This window comes from Bacillus sp. OV322 (assembly GCF_900112495.1).
GTDB lineage: Bacteria > Bacillota > Bacilli > Bacillales > DSM-1321 > Peribacillus.
In genome coordinates this window covers 735,064-760,027 of sequence record NZ_FOMA01000001.1, presented here as the reverse complement: position 1 = coordinate 760,027, position 24,964 = coordinate 735,064, and the positions used below count along the sequence as shown (strand labels likewise).

Genomic DNA, 24,964 nt, shown 5'->3' with positions numbered 1-24,964 from the left:
TTGCACGTGAACATCACCTCGAAATTAATAGTTTTTTGACATATTGCCGTGTATGCAGGTCCACTTCCTGGATAATGGATAACTCCGGATTGTCGATTGCCTGGTGATTATTCAGCGCTTTTTCAATCAATTTCTCTATTTCAAGGAATGAAATATCTCCATTAAGAAAACGCGCCACTGCCTCTTCATTAGCTGCATTTAAAACAGTCGGCATCGTTCCGCCCATTTTACCTGCTTCATATGCAAATTGCAAACAAGGAAAACGCCCAAAATCCATCTCTTCAAAATGCAGCTTTCCGATGCTTGCAAGATCAAGCCTGTTTTTCGAGGCAAGCGGCAGCCTGTCCGGATAGGTGAGAGCATATTGGATCGGCACTCGCATATCTGGCGTGCCAAGCTGTGCAATCACACTTGAATCATGATATTCAACCATTGAATGGATAATGCTTTCTTTATGCAGCAGCACATCGATTTTTTCGTAAGGCAGACCAAAAAGCCAGTGCGCTTCTATTACTTCTAGCCCCTTATTCATCATTGTTGCAGAATCAATTGTGATCTTTGCGCCCATGGACCAGTTAGGGTGATTCAGCGCATCCTCCACACTGACATCTTTCAGCTCTTCCCTTGTCCGGTCACGGAAACTGCCGCCTGAAGCGGTAATTATGAGACGTTCGATGTTTTTTTCTTTTTCGCCCTGCAGTGCCTGAAAAATGGCAGAGTGCTCACTGTCGACCGGAAGCAGGCTGACTCCTGCCTTACGGGCTTCCTCCATAACCAGGTGACCAGCTGTTACAAGTGTTTCTTTATTGGCAATCGCGATGTCTTTTTTTGCTTTAATTGCTTTAAGAGTCGGAGCTAGGCCTACACTGCCTATCACGGCATTCACAAGCACAGTGGCTTTTTCGTATACAGCTGCTTCTTCTAGTCCTGTGTCACCATAAACAAACTTTATATCTCCTGAGGGAAACTCCGTTTTAAGTGTTTCACAGTCTTCTTTCGTTTGTACAGAAACCAATTCGGGCTTGAATTCATTGATGAATTTTCGTGTCAGGCTGATATTTCTGCCTGCCGACAACGACACTATCCGAAACTCCTCGGGATGTGAACGCACGACATCCGCGGTCTGCCTCCCAATCGAACCTGTTGCGCCTAAAAGACTAATATATTTCATGTGTATTCAACTCCAATTTGCTTGCAGCTTTTAACCCATAAAACTCCAAGGTTTTTTTCAAATGTTACTGTTACGCTTGCCTCCTGCTGTTTCTGCTTAGTTTAAGATTCCCCAGGGACAGATTCAGTCTAAAGGCCAATACAAGGCAGCAATGTCCCTGAAAAGTCTTTAAAATAGATTCAGTATCTGGAGGATTGGCAAAATAAAAATTAAACTGTCAAGTCTGTCCAATATTCCGCCATGGCCCGGCAGCAGCCTTCCTGAATCTTTTACGCCATAATGCCTCTTATACGCTGATTGAACAAGATCTCCCATTTGGCCAAAAACTGATATAAGAATGCTAATCAGCAGTAATTTAACAGCCGAGTGTTCGAGATCAGAAAAGAAGTAAAATAAAATGGAGACAATCAGAGCGCAGATAATTCCGCCTATAAATCCCTCAATTGTCTTATTGGGGCTGATTTCCGGCCACAGCTTGCGTTTGCCCATTGCCTTTCCAAAAAAGTATGCACCAGAATCAGTCGCCCAGATGGTAAAAAGGGCATAAAATAAGTAATACAGTCCATTTGTGCCCTCCTGCCGGGTCTCAAACATATAATAAAAGCCCATACCTACATAAAGGACAGAAATGGACAGAAACCCAGCATCATCAAAAGTAAATGAATTCTTCGTCACAACAGTATATATCAGGTAAATCAGCACACCTAAAAGGAAAATCTGAAGCTTATGCTGATAAATATAACCAAACATTCCCCCATGCTGTTCTGGCACCAGCGCTGCCCATAATAAAATAAACGACAGCAGGGATGAAAAAGAACTTAATGGCATCTTTTTCATTTTCTGCAATTCATACAAGCCAATTGTCGCCATCAGGTAAATCAACAGTAAAAATGGCAGGTTCCCCAATATAACTAAGGGAATAAATATGGCTGCAGCAATAACAGCCGTAATAATACGTTGTTTCATTAGTTCAATTTTCCTCGCCTTCTAAATTAGACACCGCCAAACCTTCTTGACCGTTTCTGGTAGACTTCAACGGCTTCGAGCAGGTCCTCTTCCTTAAAATCAGGCCATAATACATCAGTAAACCAGAATTCAGAATAAGCAAGCTGCCATAACATGAAGTTACTTAGCCTTATCTCACCGCTTGTACGTATCAGCAGGTCCGGATCCTGCAAATTGCCTGTCATTAAATAACTGGAGAAATCCTCTTCCGTAATATCGCCCTTTAATAATCCGCTTTTTTTGTCATCAATGATTTTCTTTACTGCCCCGAGGATTTCCGAACGGCTTCCATAATTCAATGCGAAATTTAAAATCAGACCGGTATTATGTTTTGTTTTCTCCATTGCCGTTTCAACTGCTCTTATTGTATGCGGAGGAAGGTACGACTTATCGCCAATCATCTCCACTTTAACATTTTCGGATACAAGTTCAGGCAAAAATGATCCTAAAAATTCTTCCGGCAGTTTCATCAGGAACTCCACTTCACTTTTAGGACGTTTCCAGTTTTCCGTAGAAAACGCATAAACCGTCAATGTTCCAATACCCAGCTTATTGGCAAGCCTCGTAATTCTTCTTACCACTTTCATTCCTTCATGATGCCCCGCTACTCTAGGAAGAGCGCGTTTTTTTGCCCAGCGGCCATTCCCATCCATAATAATCGCAATATGGAAGGGTACCGCATTTTTTTTTATATCCTGAATCCTTTTATTCAGATCCGAAGAAGCATCTTTATTGAACAAACGCTTCCATAATGAATACATACTTTTGTCCCCCATCAGGTTGTACTCTATCTTTTATTTTTAAAAATTTTTGCCTGTATGACTGAAAATCATGCAAGGCCTCCTCAATTCCTATGTATAGCAAAGAATCAATCCTATCATAACAAAAAACAGACGCTTCTCCTATTATTATTATGAAAAATTGAGTAAGATAGACGGTTTTAAAGACAAGGGCAAAATATTATATCCCTGAAATCTGGTTTTGTCTGTTAAAAATACTGCCGAAAAGCCTGTCTGCAGTAAAAAAAGGGGCTGCCATAAAGAGATTTGTGCAAAAAAGTCAAAACTCAGGCAGATTGAATAACTAATAACAGATATTAATTATTCACGCATAAGTGCTAAGACTTCACAAAACCCACTGATGGCCGGCCCCTTTTTACTGTTAACAAGAATTACAGATTCTTTATACTTCCAGGATTTCTTTTTCTTTATCCTTTGTAATATCCTCAATTTTGCTGATATGGCTGTCTGTCATCTTTTGGATATCATCTGAATAGCCTCTTAAATCATCTTCAGTTATTTCGCCATTCTTCTCAAGCTTTTTCAAATCATCATTTGAATCGCGGCGAATGTTCCTGATGGCAATTTTTGCTTCTTCCGATTCTTTCCTTACAACCTTTACAAGTTCCTTGCGGCGCTCTTCTGTTAGAGCAGGAATTGCAATTCTAATGATAGAGCCGTCATTTGATGGATTCAGACCCAAGTCTGATTTCAGAATCGCTTTTTCAATATCGCCAAGGATGGTTTTATCATAAGGCTGAATGACTAAAAGTCGCGCTTCTGGAACGGATACTCCGGCAACCTGATTGATTGGTGTAGGCGCACCGTAATAATCCACAGATATTTTATCCAGCAGGGATGAACTTGCCCTGCCAGCACGGATACTTGCCAATTCCCTTGAATATGAACTGATTGCTTTTTCCATTCTCGACTTTGAATTTTCCAGAATTTGTTTTGGCATTTTATTTCCCCCTGACTATAGTTCCAAGCGTTTCGCCTAAAACTGCTTTTTTAATATTGCCCTTTTCCATAAGCGAAAATACAATTAATGGAATATCGTTATCCATGCATAATGAAGATGCAGTAGAATCCATAACTTCCAATCCTTCTTTAAGCACATCCAAATAAGAAAGCTCGTCATACTTAACAGCATCTTTATCTTTTACCGGATCTGCATTATAAACACCGTCGACATTGTTTTTAGCCATCAGAATTACGTCTGCTTCAATTTCAGCTGCACGCAAAGCTGCGGTAGTGTCTGTAGAGAAGTAAGGATTTCCTGTACCGGCCGCAAAAATAACGACCCGATTTTTCTCAAGATGTCTGATTGCACGGCGTCTGATATAAGGTTCTGCCACTTGTCTCATCTCTATTGAAGTTTGAACGCGTGTTTCAATACCAAGCTGCTCAAGGCTATCCTGCAGGGCCAAGGAATTCATAACGGTTGCAAGCATTCCCATATAGTCCGCATTGGCCCGGTCCATGCCCATTTCGCTTCCAATTTTGCCGCGCCAGATGTTTCCGCCCCCTACTACGACAGCAACTTCCACATCCAAAAGTGCAACTTCTTTAACTTGTTCAGCTATAGATTTAATTATAGAAGGATTGATGCCAAAGCCTTCTTCACCGGCTAATGCTTCACCGCTTAGTTTTAATACGACACGTTTATATTTCGCGCTGCTCATGAGAACCTCCAACTATGTAATCTTGAATTCATCTTGTTTCCAATTCAACTCTCAGGTATTCATAATGGTTCAAAAATAGGGAACACAATTGTGCTCCCTATTTATCATTTCAGATGTTTTTAAATTAGTCTTTTTTAACTTGGCTCATTACTTCTTCAGCAAAGTTATCTTGACGCTTTTCGATTCCTTCTCCAACTTCGTAGCGGACAAAGCTCTTAACAGCAGCGCCTTTTGATTTTACAAATTCGCCAACCTTTTGGTCAGGGTTTTTAACGAATGACTGATCCACAACACAAATTTCTTCATAGAATTTACCGATGCGTCCTTCAACCATTTTAGCAACGATTTTTTCAGGTTTTCCTTCATTTAATGCCTGCTGAGTAAGAACTTCGCGCTCGCGTTCGATTTCAGTAGAATCAACTTGGTCGCGGGACACATATTTAGGTCTTAATGCAGCGATATGCATGGAAACGTCTTTAGCAGCATCAGAGTCAGTTGTTCCTTCAAGAACAGTCAATACTCCGATTCTTCCGCCCATATGCAAGTAAGCGCCGAAAGCGTCATTATCGCCCTTAGCCACTACTTCAAAACGGCGAAGATTTAATCTTTCACCAATTTTCGCAACTGCAGCATTGATATGGTCAGCAACTGTAGCGCCATTATCCATTGTCTGCTCAAGAGCTTCTTCAACAGTGGCTGGTTTCTTTGCAAGCAAATGCTGAGCAAGTTCTTTAACAAGAACCTGGAAGCCTTCATTTTTTGCAACGAAGTCTGTTTCTGAGTTCACTTCAAGGATAACAGCTTCATTTCCTTCTGTAACGATGTAAGCAGATCCTTCTGCAGCGATACGGTCAGATTTGTTAGCAGCTTTAGCAATGCCTTTTTCACGAAGGAAATCGATTGCTTTTTCCATGTCTCCTTCTGTTGCCTGTAAAGCTTTTTTGCAGTCCATCATGCCTGCGCCTGTTTTTTCACGCAATTCTTTAACTTGCTGTGCAGTGATTGCCATTGATAAAATCCTCCTCATAATTGTATGTATTGGTTTTTTGCATTCTGTTTTCATTGTGACAGAAAACTGCCGTCTTTTCCAATTGGAGCCCGGAAAAGATTATTTTTCCAAGCCTGCCAGGCAAAAAACATGCCCAAGCGCTGCGAATACTGAAGTGCCTATGGCATTTATCAGTATCCCGCTTGGAAAATTTCAAAAAAAAGTGATAAAAGGCATTATCCTCTTATCACCTTTTCGCTGAGCATTAAGCAGTTGTTGTTTCAGTAGCTGTTTCTTCGCCTTGTTTAGCTTCCAAAATAGCATCAGCCATTTTGCCAGTTAACAATTTGACAGCACGGATTGCATCATCATTTGCAGGAATAACATGATCGATTTCATCTGGATCACAGTTTGTATCAACAATTCCAACAAGAGGAATGTTCAATTTATGTGCTTCAGCAACCGCAATGCGCTCTTTGCGCGGGTCAATGATGAAGATTGCATCAGGAATGCCCTTCATATCTTTAATTCCGCCTAAGAATTTTTCAAGGCGTTCTAATTCTTTTTTAAGTTGGATAACTTCTTTTTTAGGAAGCACTTCGAACGTTCCGTTTTCTTCCATCTTTTCAATATCTTTAAGACGGGCAATACGCTTTTGGATTGTTTCAAAGTTTGTTAAAGTTCCGCCTAACCAGCGCTGGTTCACATAGTACATGCCAGAACGGATTGCTTCTTCCTTAACTGATTCCTGAGCTTGCTTTTTAGTTCCGACGAAAAGGATTGTTCCGCCATTAGCTGCTACTTCTTTAACGAAGTTGTAAGCTTCTTCAACCTTTTTAACTGTTTTTTGAAGGTCGATGATGTAGATGCCGTTACGCTCAGTGAAGATATATTTCTTCATTTTCGGGTTCCAGCGACGTGTTTGGTGTCCGAAATGCACACCAGCTTCAAGCAATTGTTTCATAGAAATTACTGACATTATAGTTCCTCCTAAATGGTTTTGTTTTTCCTCCGTCCCGATCATTTTCATACAGAAACTGTCAAACAGCACCATCTGCATGAATCACGAAAACGTGTGTATTAACACCAAAACATAATATAGCATAACCTCATGACACAATCAAGCCATTTCGTCCATTATGTCCTAAATTTTAATAAAAGTTCGATTTCAGTTTTTCCTTTTTTCAGTTTCTGAGCAATATCATCTGTACCCATTCCAGATGTGTAAAGTGCAAACACTTCATCGGACAATGACGGCTGTACTTCATTCTTTCCAGCCAGCTTTGAGAGAAGTTCATCTTTAAAGCTGGCTGTCCCGGAAGAAACAGCAGGAGGCGTACTATCCAGGGGATTTTCTCGTTCCATTGAAACTGCAGGATTTTCAATTCCTTCTATTTCTAATATATCTTCAGGGCCGGCTTGCGGGATGGCATCATCTTGATCTTCCATCATGTCCTTCTGCGGATTATTTTTATACGCTCTAAGAGCTTTCTTTTTATGAATATTGCCTCCTTTAATTTTTAAGGCTGAAGGCATATCCGGTTCTAAGAGTGGGCTCTCTCCTGGTGCTGTTTTTCCCTTTATATCGGCTTTGGCTTTTTTATCCTCAGCAGAGTGGGCAGATATTTCCCCGCTTTGACTTTTTTTATTAAAGCTATGTAAAAAAGCCTCGTTTTCTTCTTTCACTTCCATTAAATAAGAGGATAATAGATTTTCCATTTCTTCCATCGTATCTGCATGTTCCTTTTCTGCATGCATGAGGCGGTTTTGCCTTAAAAATAAAATAATGACTGCGAAAATGGTAACGATGTTCATTAAAAATAGCAGAAAAATAAAAAACACAAGCATATAATCCCTCTTATCCGCTGTAATCTATACTTTTTCCTTTGAATGTGCGAGTGGAACGAACAGCCCTTTAAGGGACGGCTTGCGGGATGTCTTTCTCTCAGGCCAAAGCCATGATTCCCTTTTGCCTTTTTCGCATCATCTTCCCTTTGCATTCCGGCAGCTTGCCTGCTCATGGGTCCGCGGAAACTTCAGAGTCTGGAATTACTCACTTTTGTCCGGCAGGCTTACTGTTTGATTGACACTAACTATTAGCTTAATTCTATCATTTGATATCCTTCATTGTGGCCCTCAGCTTATAAATAGCCCTTGAATGAATTTGAGAGATTCTTGATGTTGATAAATTCATGACTTGTCCTATTTCTGTCAGTGTCAGTTCCTCTTTATAAAAGAGCTGAAGGACCAGCTGTTCTTTCTCATTAAGAGATTCAATGACTTTGGCAAGTTCACTGTAGAGTTCCTGCTTCATCAGGTTTTCCTCAGGCAGCAGCGCCTTTTCATCTTTAATATGAAAATGGCTTTCTTTTTCTTCCTGCTCTTGAGGATTTTCATCCATTGATAATACATTAGCAAAAAAGTTCTCGTTTAAAGCTGTATAAACCTCATCTTCAGTTATATTCAAACTGCAGGCAATTTCTTTTGGGGATGCATTTCTCATTAGCTCTTGTTCCAGTTTTTCTGCGGCTGCTTCAATTTTTTTTGCTTTATCGCGGGCGCTTCTGGACAGCCAATCCTCTTTGCGGAGACCATCAAGAATGGCCCCTCTTATCCGAAAGGATGCATATGTGTCGAATTTGAGATCCCTGTTTGGATCAAAACGCTCCAATGCATCAAAAAGACCCATCATCCCCAGACTTCTAATGTCATCACGGCTGACACTTTTAGGCAAGCTGACAGATATCCTCTGAACGTGAAATGAAACCAAAGGCAGGTATTTTTTCACCAGCTGATCCCCAGCATCAGGGTCATGGCTCTCGATCCAATTTTTCCAGTGTATTTGCTCTTCTAGGGTTGACAATTGAGACATCGGACTCCTCCTAACGCTGTATGCATAATGGTAAAAAATGATTTGAACTGATATTTTGCTTCTCCATTATCTGGGATGCCGAAATGCCAGGTCCGAACAAAAATGTTTCAATATAACTATTATAACAAAAACAGAGAATCAGTCATATAACCTGTATACCCTACCAATGGTCTATATTTGCAATAAAACTGCATGCATAGTTCCAATTCACGCCTGATTTTGGACTGCAGGCCCGTTCTTTTTTCCATCAGCGCCGAAACGATTAAAGGACGAAAGTGCCGGCACCTCTCTTCATGCTTCCGAAAATAACAAAAAAACTTCACTTTGGACTTTTTTGAATAAGCTGATAATTAGCCAGAAAAAAAACAGCAAAGCTGCACTCTGCTGAATTTCTTATTTTCTTATGTATGAGCGTTTAAACTCATTATCATGGACGAAAAATGAATCAGTTACATCAGCTTGGATTAGCATAGTTTTTCCTTGCAGCAGCTGCTAGATATTTTTCGCCGCTTTATTTACCGTGCGTATGTTCAGCAGGCTTGTTTTTGGATTGAATTCAATGGTCCGCCCGCAGCTTCCCCCGATATCTTCTGAAATCAGCTGGATGCCCAGTTGCTGCAGCTCATGCCTTACTGCTTCGACGTTTCTCGGTCCGATGCGCATTAAATCTTTGCCTGATGTGAATTGAAACATTTGTGCCCCTCCCGCCATTTTTGCTTTTAAAAACGGCTCTCTTGCTCCTGCCTCAATAAGTCTATGTACAAGCTCAACAATAGCCGTATCGGCAAATTTGGCAACATTGATCTGACCGGACTTAGACAAAGAAGAATGAGGCAGCATGACATGAGCCAAACCTGCAATCTCCTTTAAAGGGTCATAAATGACAACTCCAACACATGAGCCAAGCCCGGAAGTACGGATTACTTCCGCTGTCCTTGCAATCCCCATGTCTGCAATTCCAACTTTAATTATCATTGCTGCATCAGTCATGATGGCCAGCCCCCAATGAAGCAAAAATGATTTCAAAAGCATCTGAATCAGGAAGGAACAAAAAATGTCCATTAACATATTCATTGGAAGTTCCTGCTTCATGGAGAGCTGTATCTATGGCAATGACATAATCGCTTGACTGGGAAATTTCCAAAATCCCGCATCCAATTTGGGCGCCAGCCATATCGATGCATAGCTCAGGTACTGTAGGATAAAGATCCAATCCAGTAAAATTTGACAAGGCAGACAGATAGGAGCCTGACAGAATATTGCCAGCCTCTTGAAGAGCAGACAGACCCAGATCTGAAAATGGCTCAGAACAAATGTCTCCATGTTCTTTGGTCATTTGCCGGATAAAGTATGCAGCCTGGCCAAGCGGAAGCACAAAAAATATGCTTCCATGTGCATCACCCTCGATTCTGAGAAAGACACTGGCTACAACTGCCTCTGCTCCGCCTGATAATTCCATTGTTTCAGCCAGCGAGAGTATCCTTACCTGAGGAACCTTCATTTCTATCTTTTTATCCAGCAGTGCAGAAAGGGAGGTTGCCGCATTCCCTGCACCAATATTTCCAATTTCTTTCAAAATATCAAGATGCAGAGCTGTAATGTTTTCAATAAATGACATGACTTATCCTTCTTTTCCTGCTAAATCTGCATGTTCCTCAGGGTTAAGGATCTTTTCCATATTTAAAAGAATCAGAAGCCTCTTTTCAATTTTTGCCACTCCGCTAATATATTCAGCTTCAATTGCACCTACTACTTCAGGCGGCGGTTCTATGCTGTTTACCGGCACATCCAGCACGTCATTGGCTGAATCTGTGATCAGTCCTATTTCAAGATCATCCAGGGTAACAATGATTATCCTCGTCCGGTCTGTGTATGGACGCTCTTCAAGTCCAAATCTGGCACGCAAATCAATGATAGGAGTAATGACGCCCCTTAGGTTAATAACACCCTTCACAAAAGGAACCGTTTTAGGGACACGTGTGATGTGCAAGACTTTTTCAATACCGCGGACATGGCTGACAGGTATTGCGTATTCTTTATCTTCAATTTGAAATACGATGATTTTAACATCTTCGGCTGCTGTAAGATTTGACAACATATAACCTCCTCATTTATGGACGGATTTACGTCCGCCGGCCTCTGTTTCAGATAGAAAAAATTCTCGTTCAATCACTCAGCCGTTTTTTTAACTTATTTTATGCCCGCTAAAGTGCATTGCTGATTGTGGATTATCCCGGCTCCTGCGGGATTTGCGTTTCCTGCCTCGCAGAAGCACTAACATCCGGTGATGAAACCAGCAGGCAAGCTTAATAGGGACTATTTTATAAGAGCGTTGCAGTCGATAATCAATGCAACTTGACCATCTCCAAGTATTGTAGCACCGGAAATTGCGAAAACAGATGTAAGATAATTGCCGAGTGTTTTTAACACAATTTCCTGCTGTCCAATAAATGTATCAACAACAAGTCCAGCCATTTTATCCCCTTTTCTGACAATCACAACTGAATAAAACTCTTCTTCTTCCATATACACAGGAACATCAAAGACATCTTTTAAGAAAAGAAGCGGCAGTACTTTTCCTCTGAAATCAATCACTTGCTGATTATGCGCATTCATAATATCTTCTTTTTTGATTATAGCTGTTTCTATAATTGAAGAAAGCGGAATCGCAAATTTTTCTTTTTGTATTTCAATCAGCATAACCGAGATGATGGATAGTGTAAGCGGCAGCTGAATCAGGAATGTAGAACCCTGTCCTGGTGATGAATCAATAGATACAGAGCCTCCCAGCGATTCTATCTTATTTTTGACAACATCCAGACCAACTCCCCGGCCTGATACATCGGATATGACTTCAGCTGTTGAAAAACCAGAAGCAAAAATAAGCTCATACACCTGTTTATCTGTTAATATCGCTGCATTTTGTTCAGAAATTATTCCATTGCTGATCGCTTTTTTAATGACCCGTTCTTTATTAATGCCAGCACCATCATCTTTAAGCTCGATGAAAACGTGGTTGCCGCTGTGGAACGCTTTAAGAATGACAGTACCTTCTTCACTTTTCCCTTGAGATTTTCGGATTTCGGGAGTTTCGATTCCATGATCTAAAGCATTTCTAATAAGATGAACAAGCGGATCTCCAATTTCGTCAATTACGGTCCGCTCAAGTTCTGTTTCAGAACCGATCACTTCCAGATTGATTTTTTTATTAAGATCACGCGCCAGCTGCCGCACCATTTTAGGAAAACGGTTAAATACTGTTTCAACAGGAACCATACGCATATTTAAAATAATATTCTGGAGATCTCCTGTCACCCGTGACATTCTTTCTACCGTTTCATTTAATTCCTGGTTGTTTAGCTCTTTTGAAATTTGTTCAAGCCTTCCCCTGTCTATAACCAGTTCTTCAAATAAATTCAGCAGAATATCCAGCCTCTCGATATTGACCCGGATTGTTTTGGATCCTTGCTGTTTGCCTGGAGTCTGTTTTTGCTTTTCTGGCTCTTGGACTTTGGCATCCCCTGTGTTTTCAGGAGGGTTCTCTATGGATTGCTGCTGCACTTTGAGATTTGGGTGTCTCTGAGTTTCATTGCGCAATACTTCAAGATCAATCACATGAATCTCAACATGCTCAACCTCTGAAACCTTCATGACTTTCTTTTTAAGATCTTCTTTATTTTCTTTTGAAATTACAGTTACCGTGAATGAGTGATCAAATTGTTCCTCTTCCAATTGTTCAGCAGAGGGATTGGATTGGATGACTTCGCCTATTTTCTCAAGGACTTCAAAGACCATGAATACCCTGGCGGCTTTTAATAGGCAATCTTCACGCAGGCTTATAGTAATTTCGTAATTAGAATACCCCTGCTCCTGGGATTGCTGCAGCACAGTCATTTCAAACTCATCATACTCACTTTTGCTTAACGTTTCTTTTTCTGCAAGCATTAAACCTGCTGCCACTTCCCCGCTGGCAGATTCCACGATAGGAGACTGGCCGTCTTCTATCAATTGCAGTTTTTTGACAACGTCTGTAACATCCCGTTTACCGTCTCCTCCTTCAGCAATCGACATGACCATTGCTTCCAGGTCATCCACCGCCAAAAATATGACATCAAATATTTCAGAGTTGAGGCTTATTTTCTGGTTTCGGATTCCATCCAGCACATTTTCCATTTTATGTGTCAGGTTAGCCAGGTCCTCGTACCCCATCGTTGCTGACATGCCTTTTAATGTGTGTGCTGAGCGGAAGATTTCATTAACAATCAATAAATCTTGTGGAGACTTCTCTAATTCGAGAAGCTGTTCACTGCATGTTTGCAGGTGCTCCTTGCTTTCTTCTATAAAAACTTCCAAATACTGATTCATATCCATAGAAATCCGCTCTCCTCAATTAGCAATAGCTGACTATCGCATTTGCTATATTTTCAACATTCTCTACTGAATCGATTAAGTTCGTACTGATGGCTGCTTTTGGCATTCCAAAAACAATGGAGGTTTGCTGTGACTCAGCAATCGCCTTGACCATGCCTTTCTCACTCATGCTGACTAGCCCTTTTGCACCATCAGAGCCCATGCCTGTCATGATGACGGCAATTTTGGCATAATCCTGCAGCTCGCCTGCTGATTCAAACAGAACATCCACTGAAGGCCTATGGCCGTTTCTCTGCTCTGATTGTTCAAGTACTGCAGCAAGGCTTGTCCCATTTTTTTTCATTTTGAGATGAAAGCCTCCAGGAGCGATATATGCGGTGCCATTTTTAATGATCTCACCGTCTTCTGCTTCTTTGACTTCTATTTCGCAAAGTGAGTTAAGCCTTTTAGCGAGTGAATTGGTAAATCCGGGCGGCATATGCTGAACAATGATAATAGGAGACTCGATATTTTTAGGAATCCTTGTCAAAACTTCCTGAAGAGCCCTGGGTCCCCCCGTAGAAGTACCGATAACAATGATTTTTTTTCCTTCTTTCGCCCATGGTGATTGTTCCGGAACCATCTTTCGGACCAGAACTTTATCCCTATATCCATTGCATGTAAGCATCTGTTTTTCAACATCATCTGTACTGTTTTGCAGATTCTGGATATTGGCTTTGCTGGCGGCCACTATCTTTTCAATTAAATCACTTTTGATTTTATGCAAATCAAGCGATATCATCCCGGAAGGCTTCGCAATAAAGTCAAAGGCGCCGTTTTCCATCGCAGACAGGGTATTTTCAGCTCCAGCCCTTGTAGAGCTTGAAAGCATGATAACTGGAACGGGGCATTCCGCCATAATCTGCTTAAGGGCGCATAGCCCATCCATAACCGGCATTTCAATGTCCATAGTTACAACATCAGGGTGATACTGTTTAATTTTCCTTATAGCATCTTTGCCGTTCCGGGCGATCCCAATAATTTCAATTCTGCTGTCTTCATTCAAAAATTCGGAGATAAGCTTTCTCATAAAAGCGGAATCATCTACAATTAATACCTTAATTTTAGACATTATTAAGGCCTACCTCCCTAACAAGTATCTTTTTACATTCTGCATGAAGCCCTTGCTTTTCGGATCAGTGAAATTGGGGGCTTTATTGATAAATCTAGTTGTAATATCGGTAAGAGATCGTGAAACATTAGCATTTGGGGCAAAAATCATGAATGGAACCTGTTTAGCCACAGCTTTAGATACAGTTTTGTCATCCGGCAAAATGCCGAGCGGGCTAATTTCTTTATTAAGGAACCTTTTTACGGCATTTTGTACCCTTGTAATAGTGTCCATCCCCTCTTTTCTGTTATCTGCCCTGTTGCAGACGAGGTGAAATGGCATGGAATCATTCAGCAAGTAAATATATTTCATAACCGAATAAGCATCCATCACAGAGGTGGGTTCAGGGGTAGTAATGATAATCAGCTCTTCAACACATAATAAAAATTTAGCCGAATCTTCACTAAGACCGGCTCCCATGTCAAACAGGATAAAGTCATACTCTTCGAGAATACTATTGAATTCCTGTGAAAACCGGTCAAACATCTCTTCTTTTAAAGAAAATAAATGTAATAGTCCTGTTCCGCCTGCAATAATAGAAATATTTTCATAGCCGTTTGATATGATTTCTTTTAGCTTCATTTCTCTTTCAAAAAAATCAAGAATCGTATATTGCGGATGTTTCCCCATCAGGATATCTATGTTCCCCATACCGATATCCATATCGAACACCAGCACCTTATACCCTTTTTTGGAGAGCGCGATGGAGAAATTCAAGGAAAAATTAGATTTGCCCACACCGCCCTTTCCGCTGATGACAGCAAGAGTTTTAGCCAGCTTCCCATCATTCCGGCTATTAAGCATCATCCTCAGGCTTTCAGCTTGATCCTTCATATTTTTTCTCTCCAAAAACAGTTTCTATTATATTTTCCGGTGTTGCTTTCTCAATGTCATCAGGAACATTTTGTCCATTTGTTATATATGCCGCACCTACTTGCTGATGAATCAAAAAATTAAGCATTGCTCCATATGTGGCCGTTTCATCCGCTTTTGTAAAAATCAGCTGCTTGATAGGTATAGCTGAGAACTGTTTATATATATCTTCCATATCTTTTTGTTTAGATGTCAGTGACAAAACAAGATAGGATTCAGTATCATAAGAAAAATCGATAATATCCTTTAAGTCACTAACATATTGGGGATTTCTGAAATTTCTGCCTGCCGTATCAATAAATACCGCATCATAATGCGAAAACCTCTCGGCGGCCTTCCTGAAATCCTCCAGATTATAGGCAACCTCAATAGGCACATTCAGAATCTTTGCATATGTTTTCAGCTGGTCAATCGCAGCAATCCTGTATGTATCCGTAGTAATAAAAGCCACTTTTTTATTTTGTTTCAAAATGCATTCAGCAGCTATTTTTGCCAATGTAGTAGTTTTGCCGACTCCAGTAGGACCGACTATCGTAATATACTTTTTTTCAAAGTTACTTGCATCGAACGCGCCTGAGGGCATTTTATCAAGAAGTGCCTCTTTACTATACTGATTCAGCATTTCTTCAGGGATGCCACCTCCAGCTTCCTGCCACCTGAGCATCAGTTTCTCCATGATTTCAGCAAGAATGGCTTCATCTACTTCCTGTCCGTAAAGCGTATCCCAAATTTCCTTTAAAGGTTCCGGGAAATTTTTTTGAGAATCCTTGGATTGCATTTTTAGAATCAGAGATTTTAAATCTGCTAATTCCTTCACCACATCAGGCTGCGGCTGAATAGGCTGAGGTGTTAAAGGCTTTGCTGCCATGCTGTTATCAGCTTTTGGGACAGCCGGCTGTTTTCTCTCTTTTTGCTTTCTTGCTTGAAGGCTGCTGCTGTCGGGATCAGCGGCAGCTATTACTTCGATGCTTCTTTTTTTAAATAAACCAAGAAATCCGCCGGAAAATAGCGGTTTTGAATTTAAAATGACTGCGTCCGCTCCGAGCTCTTCTCGTATTTGCTTCATGGCTTCTGACATAGAAGACGCCGTATACTTTTTTACCTTCACCCTATGTTCACCACCCCAACACTTTGTACTTCAATATTTGATTCCAGCTCATTATAAGAAAGAATCGGAACCTGCGGAAAATATCTTTCTGTTAATTGCCTTACATACATACGGACAGCTGGAGAACAGAGGACTATGGGAGATTGCTCCATAAGTGCCAGCTCTTCAAGCTTTGAAGAAATGGATTCCAGTATTTCCTGGGAATCATTAGGATCCAGTGAAAGATAATTGCCATGCTCTGTCTGCTGAACGGAATCTGCTATCGTTTTTTCCACCCTGCCAGATAGAGTGATAACTTTCAGGCTTTCTTCTCCTGAAGACAGCTCGTTCGTAATTTGCCTTGCTAAATTCTGGCGTACATATTCAGTGAGCAAATCGGTATCAGAAGACATCTTTCCGTAGTCTGCCAGTGTTTCAAAAATAACTGGAAGATTCCGTATTGATATTTTTTCGCGAAGCAATTTACCAAGCACCTTTTGCACTTCACCAATGGTTAATGGATTAGGTGTCACTTCATCCACTAGAATAGGGGCTGTTTCATGCAAGTGATCGATCAGCTGCTTCGTTTCCTGCCTGCCCAATAATTCATGCGCATTTGCTTTAATGACTTCGGTAATATGCGTGGAAACCACACTAGGGGGATCCACCACTGTATATCCCATCATTTCTGCATGCTCTTTCACATCTTCTGCAATCCATTTGGCCGGCAATCCGAATGAAGGTTCAATTGTATCTATGCCATCTATAGAATCATCTTCAATGCCCGGGCTCATGGCAAGATAGTGATCCAGCAAAAGTTCCCCGCGGGCCATTTCATTACCTTTGATCTTCAGACGGTATTCATTGGGATTCAATTGAATATTGTCCCTGATTCTGACAACAGGTATGACAAGACCCAATTCAATGGCCAGCTGCCTTCGGATCATCACTACCCGGTCAAGGAGATCTCCGCCCTGATTTGCATCGGCAAGAGGAATAAGACCGTAGCCAAATTCAAACTCAATCGGATCGACACTTAGAAGATTGACAACACTTTCAGGGCTTTTCATTTCTTCTGTATCAATTTCTTCTTCCATTTCCTGCATTTCTAATTCATTAGGCACAGGTTTCTTTTTAATGGTGTAGCCTGCAAATGCAAGCAGTCCGGCGATAGGTATGGTCAATAAATCTGTGATAGGCGTAAACAGCCCGAGAAGAAAGATGGTTCCAGATGTCACATAAAGCATGGTGGGATAAGCAAGCAGCTGTGATGTGATATCTGAGCCAAGATTCCCTTTGGAAGCAGCTCTTGTTACAACTATACCAGTTGCCGTTGAGATCAGAAGGGCGGGAACCTGGCTGACAATTCCGTCTCCGACTGTAAGGAGCGAAAAGTGGGTTGCGGCTTCACTGAAACCCATTCCCTGCTGCAAAATTCCAATAACCATTCCAAAAATCAGGTTTATCAGAACAATAATGATCCCCGCAATGGCATCTCCTTTGACAAACTTGCTGGCTCCATCCATGGACCCGTAAAAGTCCGCTTCCATTCCTACCTTTTCCCGCCGTTCACGTGCCTCAGCTTCCGAAATCATTCCTGCATTCAAATCAGCATCAATGCTCATTTGCTTACCTGGCATCGCATCTAAAGTAAAACGCGCTGCCACCTCGGATACACGCTCAGATCCTTTTGTGATTACGATAAACTGGATAATTATCAAGATAAGGAATACAACTAGTCCGACAAGAACATTTCCGCCAACAACAAAGGTTCCAAACGTTTCAACTACTCCACCGGCCTCCCCTTTTGTTAAAATAGAACGGGTAGTCGAAACATTCAGCCCAAGCCTGAATAGCGTAAGCAGCAATAACAGCGAAGGGAAAATGGAGAATTCAAGCGGCTCCTTCATATTCATAGTGGTAAGAATAACAAGAAGTGCAAGAGAAATATTTAATAAAATCAATATACTTAACAACCATGTTGGCAGGGGTATGATCAGCATGGCAACAATCATTATGACACTTATCAAAACCGTTAAATCTCTTGCTGACATATTACTTTTCTCTCCTAACTGATTTTTACTGCGTGTTTAAATCAAGTGTTCGAGGCATTTACAGCCTGTCCAATTTTATATCTTACCTTTTGTCTTATATACAAAAGCCAGAATTTCAGCAATTGCTTTGAAGAATTCTTCAGGAATCGCCTGGCCTATTTCAGTCTGATCATAAAGCGCCCTTGCGAGAGGCCGATTTTCCATCATAATGATGTCATTTTCTTTTGCAACAAGTTTTATTTTCTGGGCGATAAAGTCAGCACCTTTTGCAATTACAAAGGGTGCATCCAGTTTATCTTCATCATATTTAAGGGCTATGGCAAAATGTGTCGGGTTTGTGATGACCACATCTGCTTTCGGAACTTCCTGCATCATCCGCTGCATGGCCATTTCCCTTTGCTTTTGTTTAATTTTCGACTTTATTAAAGGATCGCCCTCTATATTTTTATATTCGTCCTTGATATCCTGCTTGGACATCCGAATATTTTTTTCGAAGTCAAATTTTTGATACATGTAATCCAAAAGAGACAAAAACAGTAAAGCACCTGTTGCATACAGGCCCACTTTTACCGTGATATCGGCCAGCGTAATCATCGCCATCCCTGCACTTTTTTGAGAAAGTGTCATGATTTCATCCATTCGCTGCCAGATAACAAAAAAGGTTACCAGGCCTACGAATGATATTTTTAAAATAGATTTTAAAAGTTCGACGATTGCCCTAAGAGAAAATATTCGTTTAAAACCCTTTATTGGGTCTATTTTATCGAGTTTAAATTGAATGCTTTCTGTGGAAAATAAGAATCCTACCTGCATAAAATTGGCTGCTACCGCTGCAGCTAATGCTGCTCCAAGAATCGGGGCCAGTATAAGGGCCATTTTTTTCAGTATATGAACAAGCATGGCCTGGGTATTTTCTTCTGTCAGTTTATAAAGCATAAAATCTTTTTGAAAAGATTCCTTCATAAGACCTAAAAACTGATCTTTCATATAAGTGCCTGAAAATAACAGAACCAGAAAAACAGCAAGCAAAACGGCAGCTGTATTGATATCCTGGCTTTTTGCCACCTGCCCCTTTTTTTTGGCATCTTCTCTCTTTTTTGGTGTAGCCTTTTCTGTTTTTTCCCCTGCGAAAAATTGCAGATCCAAACGAAGCCAGTTTAAATCCATCCTATGTTCCTCCCATGAGCTTCATCAGCCCTCTCATGGTAATGAGCAAATACCCAAATAGATGCTGCACAGCCATCATCATCATGCCCATTACAGCGATAAGAACGAGAAACCCTGCGGCAATTTTAACTGGTATCCCCACTACGAAAATATTTAACTGCGGGACAGTCCGCGCAACAATTCCAAGCCCCACGTCTACCAGAAACAAACTCCCCACAACAGGTATGGACATCTGAAAGGCAATAATGAAAGTCTGGTTAAAAGCCTTAACCATATACAGCATAAGATTTTCGCTGCCAAATGGAATGAACATTTTGTCTATCGGGATAAACTGATAACTGTAAAATATGCCATCCATCAATAAGTGGTGGCCGTCTGATCCTAATAAAAATAACAGAGCGATGGTATATAAGTATTGGCCAGTGAGCGGACTTTGGGTACCGGTCTGGGGATCAATTACATTGGCAATGCTGAAGCCAAGCTGAAAATCAATGAATCCGCCTGCAATCTGTACAGCGGAAAGTATCATATAGGCTGCGAAACCAATCATCAAACCTACTAGTATCTCTTTTAATATGAGCAGGAAATAGGCTGAATCCAATTCAAGAATGGGTGCCTTAATTGAATAGTACATAATCCAGGAAAGAAAAAAACTGAGGCCTATCCGATGGGAACTGGGCACAGTACGGTATGAGAAAAACGGCATGGTCACAAAAAATGAAGACACACGCACGAACACTAATAAAAATGCAGGAAAATAAGGCAATATATTTTGCATGATTAACCTACAAACTGATTCAGATTGCTGAATATTTCATTTGCATATGACAGCATATGGCTCAGCATCCACGGGCCGAGCAGAATCAAACCCAGCAGCACCGCTACAATTTTCGGGACAAACGCAAGGGTCTGTTCCTGGATTTGCGTGGTCGCCTGGAATATGCTCACAAGAAGGCCAACACCAAGAGCTATCAGTATGAGCGGCCCGCAAACAATCAGGATGGTATAAATGCCTTGCTTGGCAACTTGAACAACAAAATCTGGACTCATATTCTTCACCTGCTTTACTAAAAGCTTTGTAATAAGGATTTCACAACTAAATACCAGCCGTCCACCAGAACAAATAGAAGGATCTTAAATGGCAGGGAAATCATTACCGGCGGCAGCATCATCATTCCCATTGACATAAGCACACTCGCAATAACCATATCAATGACAAGAAAGGGTATAAAAATCATGAAGCCTATTTGAAATGCTGTTTTAATTTCACTTATTGCATATGCAGGAACCATGGCTGTCAATGGGATATCCTGAATGGTTTTTGGTTTGCTTATTTTTGCATAATCCAGGAATAAAGCAAGATCTTTTTGCCTGGTATGGGCGCTCATGAATTCTTTGAATGGCACGGACGCACGGTCATATGCCTGTTCAAGATTAATTTTCTCCTCAAATAATGGAGTGAGGGCCTTTTCATTAACCTGCTGAAAAGTGGGAGCCATAATGAAAAATGTCAGAAAGAGCGCAAGCCCTACAATTACTTGATTGGGAGGCATTTGCTGTGTTGCAAGCGATGTTCTAACAAAACTCAGCACGATAATAATCCTCGTAAAGCAGGTCATCAAAATCAGGATGCTTGGCGCAAGCGACAGCACAGTAAGCATAAGGACTAGTTTTACGGAAGTAGACACATTTCCGGGATCGCTGCTGTTAAAAAACTCCATGAACTGATTCACTCTGTGTCTCTTCCCTTCTTTTCCATTTCCTTAAAAGTCCTTTTTCTGCTTTCAGACATTTCTGCGAGCTGTTCTTTCAGCCGCAGCGAAAAGCTTGAACCGCCCGAACCTTCATTTTTTTTGCTGTTCATCTTCTTTTTCAACTTTGAAAGAATATCAGCCGGCTGAAGCAAATGATCCATTCTGCCATTGTAATTTTCAAGGATTTCCTTATACTCTGCTTGATCATCTATTTCCTTCAGCAGCTGTATGTTTTCTCCTACTCCCACAACAAGCATCCTGCCCCCCACCTTTATGAGCTGGACAGAGCGGTTTGAGCCAAGGCTTGCACCGCCCAGATTTTCGATAAAGTTTGCTTTTTGATAGGCCTTGCTTTTTTTATTCATAAACCTGAGCAGCAGATAAAGAAGTGCCACTACAAATATCGTAGCGAGGATTACCCGTAAAAAGTCCATGAATGTTAATCCGGCACTTCCCGCTTGGAGGTTTGCAGATTCTTTTGCTGTTTCTTTTTTGCTGTTTCCCTGATCGTCATTGGGCTTGGCATAAGCATCTTTTACACTTTTATCAAAAGAAGAGGCATGTGCAAAATCAGCCGAAGTAATAGGGGCAGCAAAAAGAAGCAGCAAAGTAAAAGTTATTTTTGTTATGAACGCCAAGATGATGACACCTCTTATGTGTTAGCTTAATGTTTTATTAATAGCCTCTAATACACGGTCTGCCTGGAATGGTTTAACGATAAAGTCTTTTGCGCCGGCCTGGATGGCATCGATTACCATCGCCTGCTGCCCCATGGCGGAGCACATGATGACCTTGGCATTAGGATTTAGTTTTTTAATTTCCTTCAAGGCAGAAATGCCATCCATTTCAGGCATTGTAATATCCATTGTGACCAGGTCAGGCTGTGTTTCACGGTATTTTTCCACTGCCTGTGCCCCGTCTGCTGCTTCTCCTACAATTTCAAAACCATTTTTTGATAAAATATCCTTAATCATCATCCTCATGAAAGCTGCATCATCAACAATCAATATTTTGTGTGCCATTTTTATTTTCCCCCTGATTATCTAAGTTTTTTTAAACGATCTGTTTGACTGACTATATCTGTGACTCTTACTCCGAAGTTTTCATCAATGACAACTACTTCTCCTTTGGCTATCAGTCGGCTGTTAACCAGGATATCAACCGGTTCTCCTGCCAGCTTATCAAGTTCGATGATGGATCCTGAAGATAATTCAAGAATTTCCTTTACCGAACGATTAGTTCTTCCAAGCTCCACCGTTACCTGTAAGGGTATGTCCAATAGCATGTTAAGGTTTTTCGTTTCCGTCTCCTGCAAAGGATATGGCTGGAATTCTGAAAAACTTGCCGGCTGTACATCCACTTTCTGATTGGTATCTTGATATGAAGATCCCAAATGCTGAGGAGTTCCAGGGTTTTGGTGCACCGGAGCAGAAGCCTGTGTGTGCTGCTGTGTGTCTCCTCCATATGCATGGTCATTTCCATTATAGGATTGCTGATGTTCATTGGAAATCCGGCTCTCCTGAACCGCCTTTGTATGGGAAGATGCAGAAGGAGCCTGCTGTGTTTCTTTGACATGATTTTGTTCATGTCCCGCTGGCGAACCATTGGACACGAATGCTTCATCGCTCTGCGGATTCAGCAATTGGTCTACAAGACTTTTTGCAAAATGCAAAGGAAGAAGCTGCATGATCGATGAATCAATCAATTCCCCCACTTTTAGCCTGAAGGAAATTTTGGCAAGATAATCTTCCTGGGGAATGGTCTCTTCTCCTTGTCCTTCTTCAATATTCAAAATATCAATCGTCGGCGGCGAAATGTCGACCTTTTTACTGAAAATGGTTGACATAGAAGTCGCCGCAGATCCCATCATCTGGTTAAAGGCTTCCTGTACGGCGCTGAGCTGAATTTCTCCAAGTAGATCTGCCGGTTCGATTCCATTCCCGCCCAGCATTAAATCGGCAATAATGGCTGCATCGCTTTGTTTTATAACAAGAAGGTTCACACCTGCAAATCCTTCTGTGTAATTTACCTGTATGGCTACATAAGGCTGAGGAAATTCCTCTGAAATCCTGTTTCTCTCGATTAAGCTAACAGATGGAGTCGTTATTTCAACCTTTTGATTTAATAAAGTTGACAAAGCAGTAGCGGAGCTTCCAAAAGATATATTTCCAACTTCGCCAAGGGCATCTTGTTCCATTGAAGTTAAAAAGTCTTCCACATTTGGAGCAGCTGTTTCGCCGGTATCATCCGTCCCTCTTAAGAGGGCATCAATTTCGTCCTGCGAAAGCATTTCATCACTCACCATCTTCGTCTCCCCCCTTCAAAGTATCTAATATTTGGATGGCTATTTTTTTGCCGGCCTTGCCTGGCTGCCCTGTGAATTTAGGGACTTGGCCTACCATGATGGTTAATGGCGCATCAATGGACTGATTCAGTTCGATAATGTCCCCGGTATCTAAGTGGAGAAAGTCATTGATTGAGATATCAGTTAGTCCAAGCTCCGCAATAATCGGCAGCTGGGCATGTTTCACCCGATTTTCCAAGGTTTCAATTTCTTCAGGCAATCTTTCCTTCTTAGATGTCTGCATCCAATAATGAACAGATAACTTTGGAATGATCGGTTCCAGGACAACGTGCGGTATGCAGATATTAATCATCCCGCTTGTTTCGCCAATCTGGGTATTTAACGAAATGACTACCACCGTTTCATTCGGGGAAACCAGTTGCAGAAATTGAGGGTTCACCTCAAAGTCGGTAAGGATCGGTTCTATTACTGAAACGCCTGCCCAGGCTTCCTGAAGATTTTCAAAACCTTTTTCGAAAAGATTGGACATGATTCTTGTTTCAATCTCTGTCAGGTTATCAACCTTATTCACACTTGCTCCGCGTCCGCCAAGCACCCGGTCCATCATGGCATAGGCAATATTCGGATTTACTTCCATAAGGATTCTTCCATCTAACGGCGGCACCTCATAAACATTTAATATCGTCATTTTCGGGATTGACCGGATAAATTCCTCATAAGGTATCTGATCAGCCGAAGCCACGGTAATTTGGACATATGTGCGTAGCTGAGCGGAAAAGTATGTTGTCAAAAGCCTCGCAAAGTTTTCATGGATCCTTGTCAGGCTTCGGATTTGATCTTTGGAAAAGCGCAATGCTCTCTTAAAATCATAAACTTTTACTTTTTTCTCTGACTCTTCTTTTTTCAATTCATCCGCATCCATTTCCCCAGTGGAAAGTGCGGAGAGAAGAGCATCTATTTCGTTTTGCGAAAGTACTTCACCAGACATAGCATCACCTCCCAAGTATCCTAGATTGCTGGTTTTAGGCTAATATCCTTTATTGAAGGATAGAGGAGGTTATGTAAACCTGTACAATGTGTCCTTCTTTCATAAGAGCATTGACCTTTGTTTTCAGTTGTTCTTCAAATTTAATCTTGCCGGCTTTGCCTTTTAATGCCTCGGGTTTCATATCTGATAACTCAGTTATAATGATGTTTTTTACCTGAAAAGTCCTTTGTTCAAGCTCCTTTTTAGCATCGGTGCTGTCTGTTTGGATGGTAAACGATATTTTAATAAAGTCCCCGCTTCCAAGGTTGGTAGTGATTTCAGGAATATCAACTGATGATTTCACAATTTCTTCGATGGAAGGCTCTTTTTTTTCTCCGCTTCCATTGAATTTTGTAATGGCCACCACAGCAAGCACCCCGACTAATGTGATGGACACCAGTATAATCACCATTATTGTAACAAGCTTATTTTTCATTATTCATTATCCTCCAGGTCATGACGAAATCCGAGAACATTTACGGCTTGATAAAAGGCAATGATCGAACGTGTTATTTCATCTTCCGGCTCACTGACTATAATCTTCTTTCCATTTGTGAATGTAATGGTCGTATCCGGGTGCGATTCAACCGTTTCTATATAAAGAGCATTGACCGTAAAACTTTTTCCGTTTAATCTCGTTACTTTAATAATTTTTATAGGAGCTAAAGAACAAAGA

The 24,964-nt window shown here is 41.1% G+C and carries 27 protein-coding genes; all 27 read right to left on the bottom strand.

Translation table 11 applies throughout. From position 1 onward, the window contains the following. Positions 1-13: 13 nt before the first annotated feature. Positions 14-1,171 (bottom strand): 1-deoxy-D-xylulose-5-phosphate reductoisomerase, encoded by a 1,158-nt coding sequence (locus tag BM126_RS03800; protein WP_090988202.1) that lies wholly within the window; start codon positions 1,169-1,171, stop codon positions 14-16. A gap of 168 nt (positions 1,172-1,339) precedes the next feature. Then, complete coding sequence (locus tag BM126_RS03795) at positions 1,340-2,137, bottom strand: phosphatidate cytidylyltransferase (protein WP_090988201.1); 798 nt, start codon at positions 2,135-2,137, stop codon at positions 1,340-1,342. Between the two features lie 26 nt (positions 2,138-2,163). Continuing rightward, the gene (locus BM126_RS03790; RefSeq protein ID WP_090988200.1) at positions 2,164-2,937 is read right to left on the bottom strand and encodes an isoprenyl transferase; all 774 of its coding nucleotides are present in this window, start codon (positions 2,935-2,937) and stop codon (positions 2,164-2,166) included. A gap of 421 nt (positions 2,938-3,358) precedes the next feature. Next, entirely contained in the window at positions 3,359-3,916 is a 558-nt protein-coding gene (gene frr / locus BM126_RS03785; protein WP_090988199.1) for a ribosome recycling factor, read from the bottom strand. Between the two features lies 1 nt (position 3,917). After that, complete coding sequence (gene pyrH / locus BM126_RS03780; RefSeq protein ID WP_071349531.1) at positions 3,918-4,640, bottom strand: UMP kinase; 723 nt, start codon at positions 4,638-4,640, stop codon at positions 3,918-3,920. A gap of 124 nt (positions 4,641-4,764) precedes the next feature. Then, the gene (gene tsf / locus BM126_RS03775) at positions 4,765-5,649 is read right to left on the bottom strand and encodes a translation elongation factor Ts (protein WP_090988198.1); all 885 of its coding nucleotides are present in this window, start codon (positions 5,647-5,649) and stop codon (positions 4,765-4,767) included. Positions 5,650-5,893: 244 nt separating this feature from the next. Continuing rightward, a complete protein-coding gene (rpsB, locus tag BM126_RS03765) occupies positions 5,894-6,607 on the bottom strand; it encodes a 30S ribosomal protein S2 (RefSeq protein WP_071349529.1) in 714 nt (237 codons plus the stop codon). Between the two features lie 158 nt (positions 6,608-6,765). Continuing rightward, the gene (locus BM126_RS03760; protein ID WP_090988196.1) at positions 6,766-7,476 is read right to left on the bottom strand and encodes a hypothetical protein; all 711 of its coding nucleotides are present in this window, start codon (positions 7,474-7,476) and stop codon (positions 6,766-6,768) included. A 262-nt stretch (positions 7,477-7,738) separates the two neighbouring features. Then, positions 7,739-8,500 carry a FliA/WhiG family RNA polymerase sigma factor gene (locus BM126_RS03755; protein WP_090988195.1) on the bottom strand — a complete coding sequence of 254 codons (762 nt, stop codon included), beginning with the start codon at positions 8,498-8,500 and terminating at the stop codon, positions 7,739-7,741. A gap of 492 nt (positions 8,501-8,992) precedes the next feature. Further along, entirely contained in the window at positions 8,993-9,490 is a 498-nt protein-coding gene (locus BM126_RS03750; RefSeq protein ID WP_090988194.1) for a chemotaxis protein CheD, read from the bottom strand. Continuing rightward, positions 9,483-10,118, bottom strand: coding sequence for a chemotaxis protein CheC (locus BM126_RS03745; protein ID WP_090988193.1), 636 nt, complete (start codon positions 10,116-10,118; stop codon positions 9,483-9,485). The genes BM126_RS03750 and BM126_RS03745 overlap by 8 nt, the downstream gene beginning before the upstream one ends. Positions 10,119-10,121: 3 nt before the next feature. Continuing rightward, the gene (locus BM126_RS03740; protein ID WP_071349524.1) at positions 10,122-10,598 is read right to left on the bottom strand and encodes a chemotaxis protein CheW; all 477 of its coding nucleotides are present in this window, start codon (positions 10,596-10,598) and stop codon (positions 10,122-10,124) included. A gap of 218 nt (positions 10,599-10,816) precedes the next feature. Next, entirely contained in the window at positions 10,817-12,871 is a 2,055-nt protein-coding gene (locus tag BM126_RS03735; protein WP_090988192.1) for a chemotaxis protein CheA, read from the bottom strand. A gap of 19 nt (positions 12,872-12,890) precedes the next feature. Further along, positions 12,891-13,982 carry a protein-glutamate methylesterase/protein-glutamine glutaminase gene (locus BM126_RS03730; protein ID WP_090988191.1) on the bottom strand — a complete coding sequence of 364 codons (1,092 nt, stop codon included), beginning with the start codon at positions 13,980-13,982 and terminating at the stop codon, positions 12,891-12,893. A gap of 9 nt (positions 13,983-13,991) precedes the next feature. Further along, on the bottom strand, positions 13,992-14,855 hold the full coding sequence (locus BM126_RS03725) for a MinD/ParA family protein (RefSeq protein ID WP_090988190.1): 864 nt from the start codon (positions 14,853-14,855) through the stop codon (positions 13,992-13,994). After that, positions 14,839-16,002: a flagellar biosynthesis GTPase FlhF gene (flhF, locus tag BM126_RS03720; protein ID WP_090988189.1), complete on the bottom strand. Its 1,164-nt coding sequence runs from the start codon at positions 16,000-16,002 to the stop codon at positions 14,839-14,841. The genes BM126_RS03725 and flhF overlap by 17 nt, the downstream gene beginning before the upstream one ends. Continuing rightward, positions 15,999-18,035 (bottom strand): flagellar biosynthesis protein FlhA, encoded by a 2,037-nt coding sequence (flhA, locus tag BM126_RS03715; protein WP_090988188.1) that lies wholly within the window; start codon positions 18,033-18,035, stop codon positions 15,999-16,001. Before flhA ends, flhF begins: the two co-directional genes overlap by 4 nt. 75 nt (positions 18,036-18,110) lie before the next feature. Beyond that, positions 18,111-19,202: a flagellar biosynthesis protein FlhB gene (flhB, locus tag BM126_RS03710; protein ID WP_090988187.1), complete on the bottom strand. Its 1,092-nt coding sequence runs from the start codon at positions 19,200-19,202 to the stop codon at positions 18,111-18,113. A 1-nt stretch (position 19,203) separates the two neighbouring features. After that, positions 19,204-19,980 carry a flagellar biosynthetic protein FliR gene (gene fliR / locus BM126_RS03705; RefSeq protein WP_090988186.1) on the bottom strand — a complete coding sequence of 259 codons (777 nt, stop codon included), beginning with the start codon at positions 19,978-19,980 and terminating at the stop codon, positions 19,204-19,206. 2 nt (positions 19,981-19,982) lie between these two features. Next, positions 19,983-20,252: a flagellar biosynthesis protein FliQ gene (fliQ, locus tag BM126_RS03700; protein WP_071349516.1), complete on the bottom strand. Its 270-nt coding sequence runs from the start codon at positions 20,250-20,252 to the stop codon at positions 19,983-19,985. 17 nt (positions 20,253-20,269) lie between these two features. Further along, positions 20,270-20,923: a flagellar type III secretion system pore protein FliP gene (gene fliP / locus BM126_RS03695; protein WP_371261405.1), complete on the bottom strand. Its 654-nt coding sequence runs from the start codon at positions 20,921-20,923 to the stop codon at positions 20,270-20,272. A gap of 8 nt (positions 20,924-20,931) precedes the next feature. Beyond that, on the bottom strand, positions 20,932-21,594 hold the full coding sequence (locus BM126_RS03690; protein WP_090988184.1) for a flagellar biosynthetic protein FliO: 663 nt from the start codon (positions 21,592-21,594) through the stop codon (positions 20,932-20,934). A 21-nt stretch (positions 21,595-21,615) separates the two neighbouring features. Continuing rightward, positions 21,616-21,978: a response regulator gene (locus tag BM126_RS03685; protein WP_071349513.1), complete on the bottom strand. Its 363-nt coding sequence runs from the start codon at positions 21,976-21,978 to the stop codon at positions 21,616-21,618. A gap of 17 nt (positions 21,979-21,995) precedes the next feature. Next, entirely contained in the window at positions 21,996-23,261 is a 1,266-nt protein-coding gene (gene fliY, locus BM126_RS03680; protein WP_090988183.1) for a flagellar motor switch phosphatase FliY, read from the bottom strand. Further along, positions 23,251-24,249: a flagellar motor switch protein FliM gene (gene fliM, locus BM126_RS03675; RefSeq protein ID WP_090988182.1), complete on the bottom strand. Its 999-nt coding sequence runs from the start codon at positions 24,247-24,249 to the stop codon at positions 23,251-23,253. Before fliM ends, fliY begins: the two co-directional genes overlap by 11 nt. A 49-nt stretch (positions 24,250-24,298) precedes the next feature. Next, positions 24,299-24,724 carry a flagellar basal body-associated protein FliL gene (gene fliL / locus BM126_RS03670; protein WP_371261393.1) on the bottom strand — a complete coding sequence of 142 codons (426 nt, stop codon included), beginning with the start codon at positions 24,722-24,724 and terminating at the stop codon, positions 24,299-24,301. Then, entirely contained in the window at positions 24,724-24,939 is a 216-nt protein-coding gene (locus BM126_RS03665; protein WP_083391979.1) for a flagellar FlbD family protein, read from the bottom strand. The genes fliL and BM126_RS03665 overlap by 1 nt, the downstream gene beginning before the upstream one ends. Between the last annotated feature and the right edge of the window lie 25 nt (positions 24,940-24,964).

What these genes read in the sequence shown, in the direction of transcription:
- tsf (WP_090988198.1), bottom strand. Translation starts at nt 5,649, where the DNA reads ATGGCAATCACTGCACAGCAAGTTAAAGAATTGCGTGAAAAAACAGGC.
- BM126_RS03725 (WP_090988190.1), bottom strand. Translation starts at nt 14,855, where the DNA reads ATGAAGGATCAAGCTGAAAGCCTGAGGATGATGCTTAATAGCCGGAAT.
- BM126_RS03800 (WP_090988202.1), bottom strand. Translation starts at nt 1,171, where the DNA reads ATGAAATATATTAGTCTTTTAGGCGCAACAGGTTCGATTGGGAGGCAG.
- fliL (WP_371261393.1), bottom strand. Translation starts at nt 24,724, where the DNA reads ATGAAAAATAAGCTTGTTACAATAATGGTGATTATACTGGTGTCCATC.
- BM126_RS03790 (WP_090988200.1), bottom strand. Translation starts at nt 2,937, where the DNA reads ATGTATTCATTATGGAAGCGTTTGTTCAATAAAGATGCTTCTTCGGAT.
- rpsB (WP_071349529.1), bottom strand. Translation starts at nt 6,607, where the DNA reads ATGTCAGTAATTTCTATGAAACAATTGCTTGAAGCTGGTGTGCATTTC.
- fliY (WP_090988183.1), bottom strand. Translation starts at nt 23,261, where the DNA reads ATGGTGAGTGATGAAATGCTTTCGCAGGACGAAATTGATGCCCTCTTA.
- fliP (WP_371261405.1), bottom strand. Translation starts at nt 20,923, where the DNA reads ATGGAGTTTTTTAACAGCAGCGATCCCGGAAATGTGTCTACTTCCGTA.
- BM126_RS03735 (WP_090988192.1), bottom strand. Translation starts at nt 12,871, where the DNA reads ATGGATATGAATCAGTATTTGGAAGTTTTTATAGAAGAAAGCAAGGAG.
- BM126_RS03795 (WP_090988201.1), bottom strand. Translation starts at nt 2,137, where the DNA reads ATGAAACAACGTATTATTACGGCTGTTATTGCTGCAGCCATATTTATT.
- BM126_RS03760 (WP_090988196.1), bottom strand. Translation starts at nt 7,476, where the DNA reads ATGCTTGTGTTTTTTATTTTTCTGCTATTTTTAATGAACATCGTTACC.
- fliM (WP_090988182.1), bottom strand. Translation starts at nt 24,249, where the DNA reads ATGTCTGGTGAAGTACTTTCGCAAAACGAAATAGATGCTCTTCTCTCC.
- fliR (WP_090988186.1), bottom strand. Translation starts at nt 19,980, where the DNA reads ATGCAAAATATATTGCCTTATTTTCCTGCATTTTTATTAGTGTTCGTG.
- flhB (WP_090988187.1), bottom strand. Translation starts at nt 19,202, where the DNA reads ATGGATTTAAACTGGCTTCGTTTGGATCTGCAATTTTTCGCAGGGGAA.
- fliQ (WP_071349516.1), bottom strand. Translation starts at nt 20,252, where the DNA reads ATGAGTCCAGATTTTGTTGTTCAAGTTGCCAAGCAAGGCATTTATACC.
- BM126_RS03740 (WP_071349524.1), bottom strand. Translation starts at nt 10,598, where the DNA reads ATGTTGTCAAATCTTACAGCAGCCGAAGATGTTAAAATCATCGTATTT.
- pyrH (WP_071349531.1), bottom strand. Translation starts at nt 4,640, where the DNA reads ATGAGCAGCGCGAAATATAAACGTGTCGTATTAAAACTAAGCGGTGAA.
- frr (WP_090988199.1), bottom strand. Translation starts at nt 3,916, where the DNA reads ATGCCAAAACAAATTCTGGAAAATTCAAAGTCGAGAATGGAAAAAGCA.
- BM126_RS03730 (WP_090988191.1), bottom strand. Translation starts at nt 13,982, where the DNA reads ATGTCTAAAATTAAGGTATTAATTGTAGATGATTCCGCTTTTATGAGA.
- BM126_RS03750 (WP_090988194.1), bottom strand. Translation starts at nt 9,490, where the DNA reads ATGACTGATGCAGCAATGATAATTAAAGTTGGAATTGCAGACATGGGG.
- BM126_RS03755 (WP_090988195.1), bottom strand. Translation starts at nt 8,500, where the DNA reads ATGTCTCAATTGTCAACCCTAGAAGAGCAAATACACTGGAAAAATTGG.
- BM126_RS03745 (WP_090988193.1), bottom strand. Translation starts at nt 10,118, where the DNA reads ATGTCATTTATTGAAAACATTACAGCTCTGCATCTTGATATTTTGAAA.
- BM126_RS03685 (WP_071349513.1), bottom strand. Translation starts at nt 21,978, where the DNA reads ATGGCACACAAAATATTGATTGTTGATGATGCAGCTTTCATGAGGATG.
- flhA (WP_090988188.1), bottom strand. Translation starts at nt 18,035, where the DNA reads ATGTCAGCAAGAGATTTAACGGTTTTGATAAGTGTCATAATGATTGTT.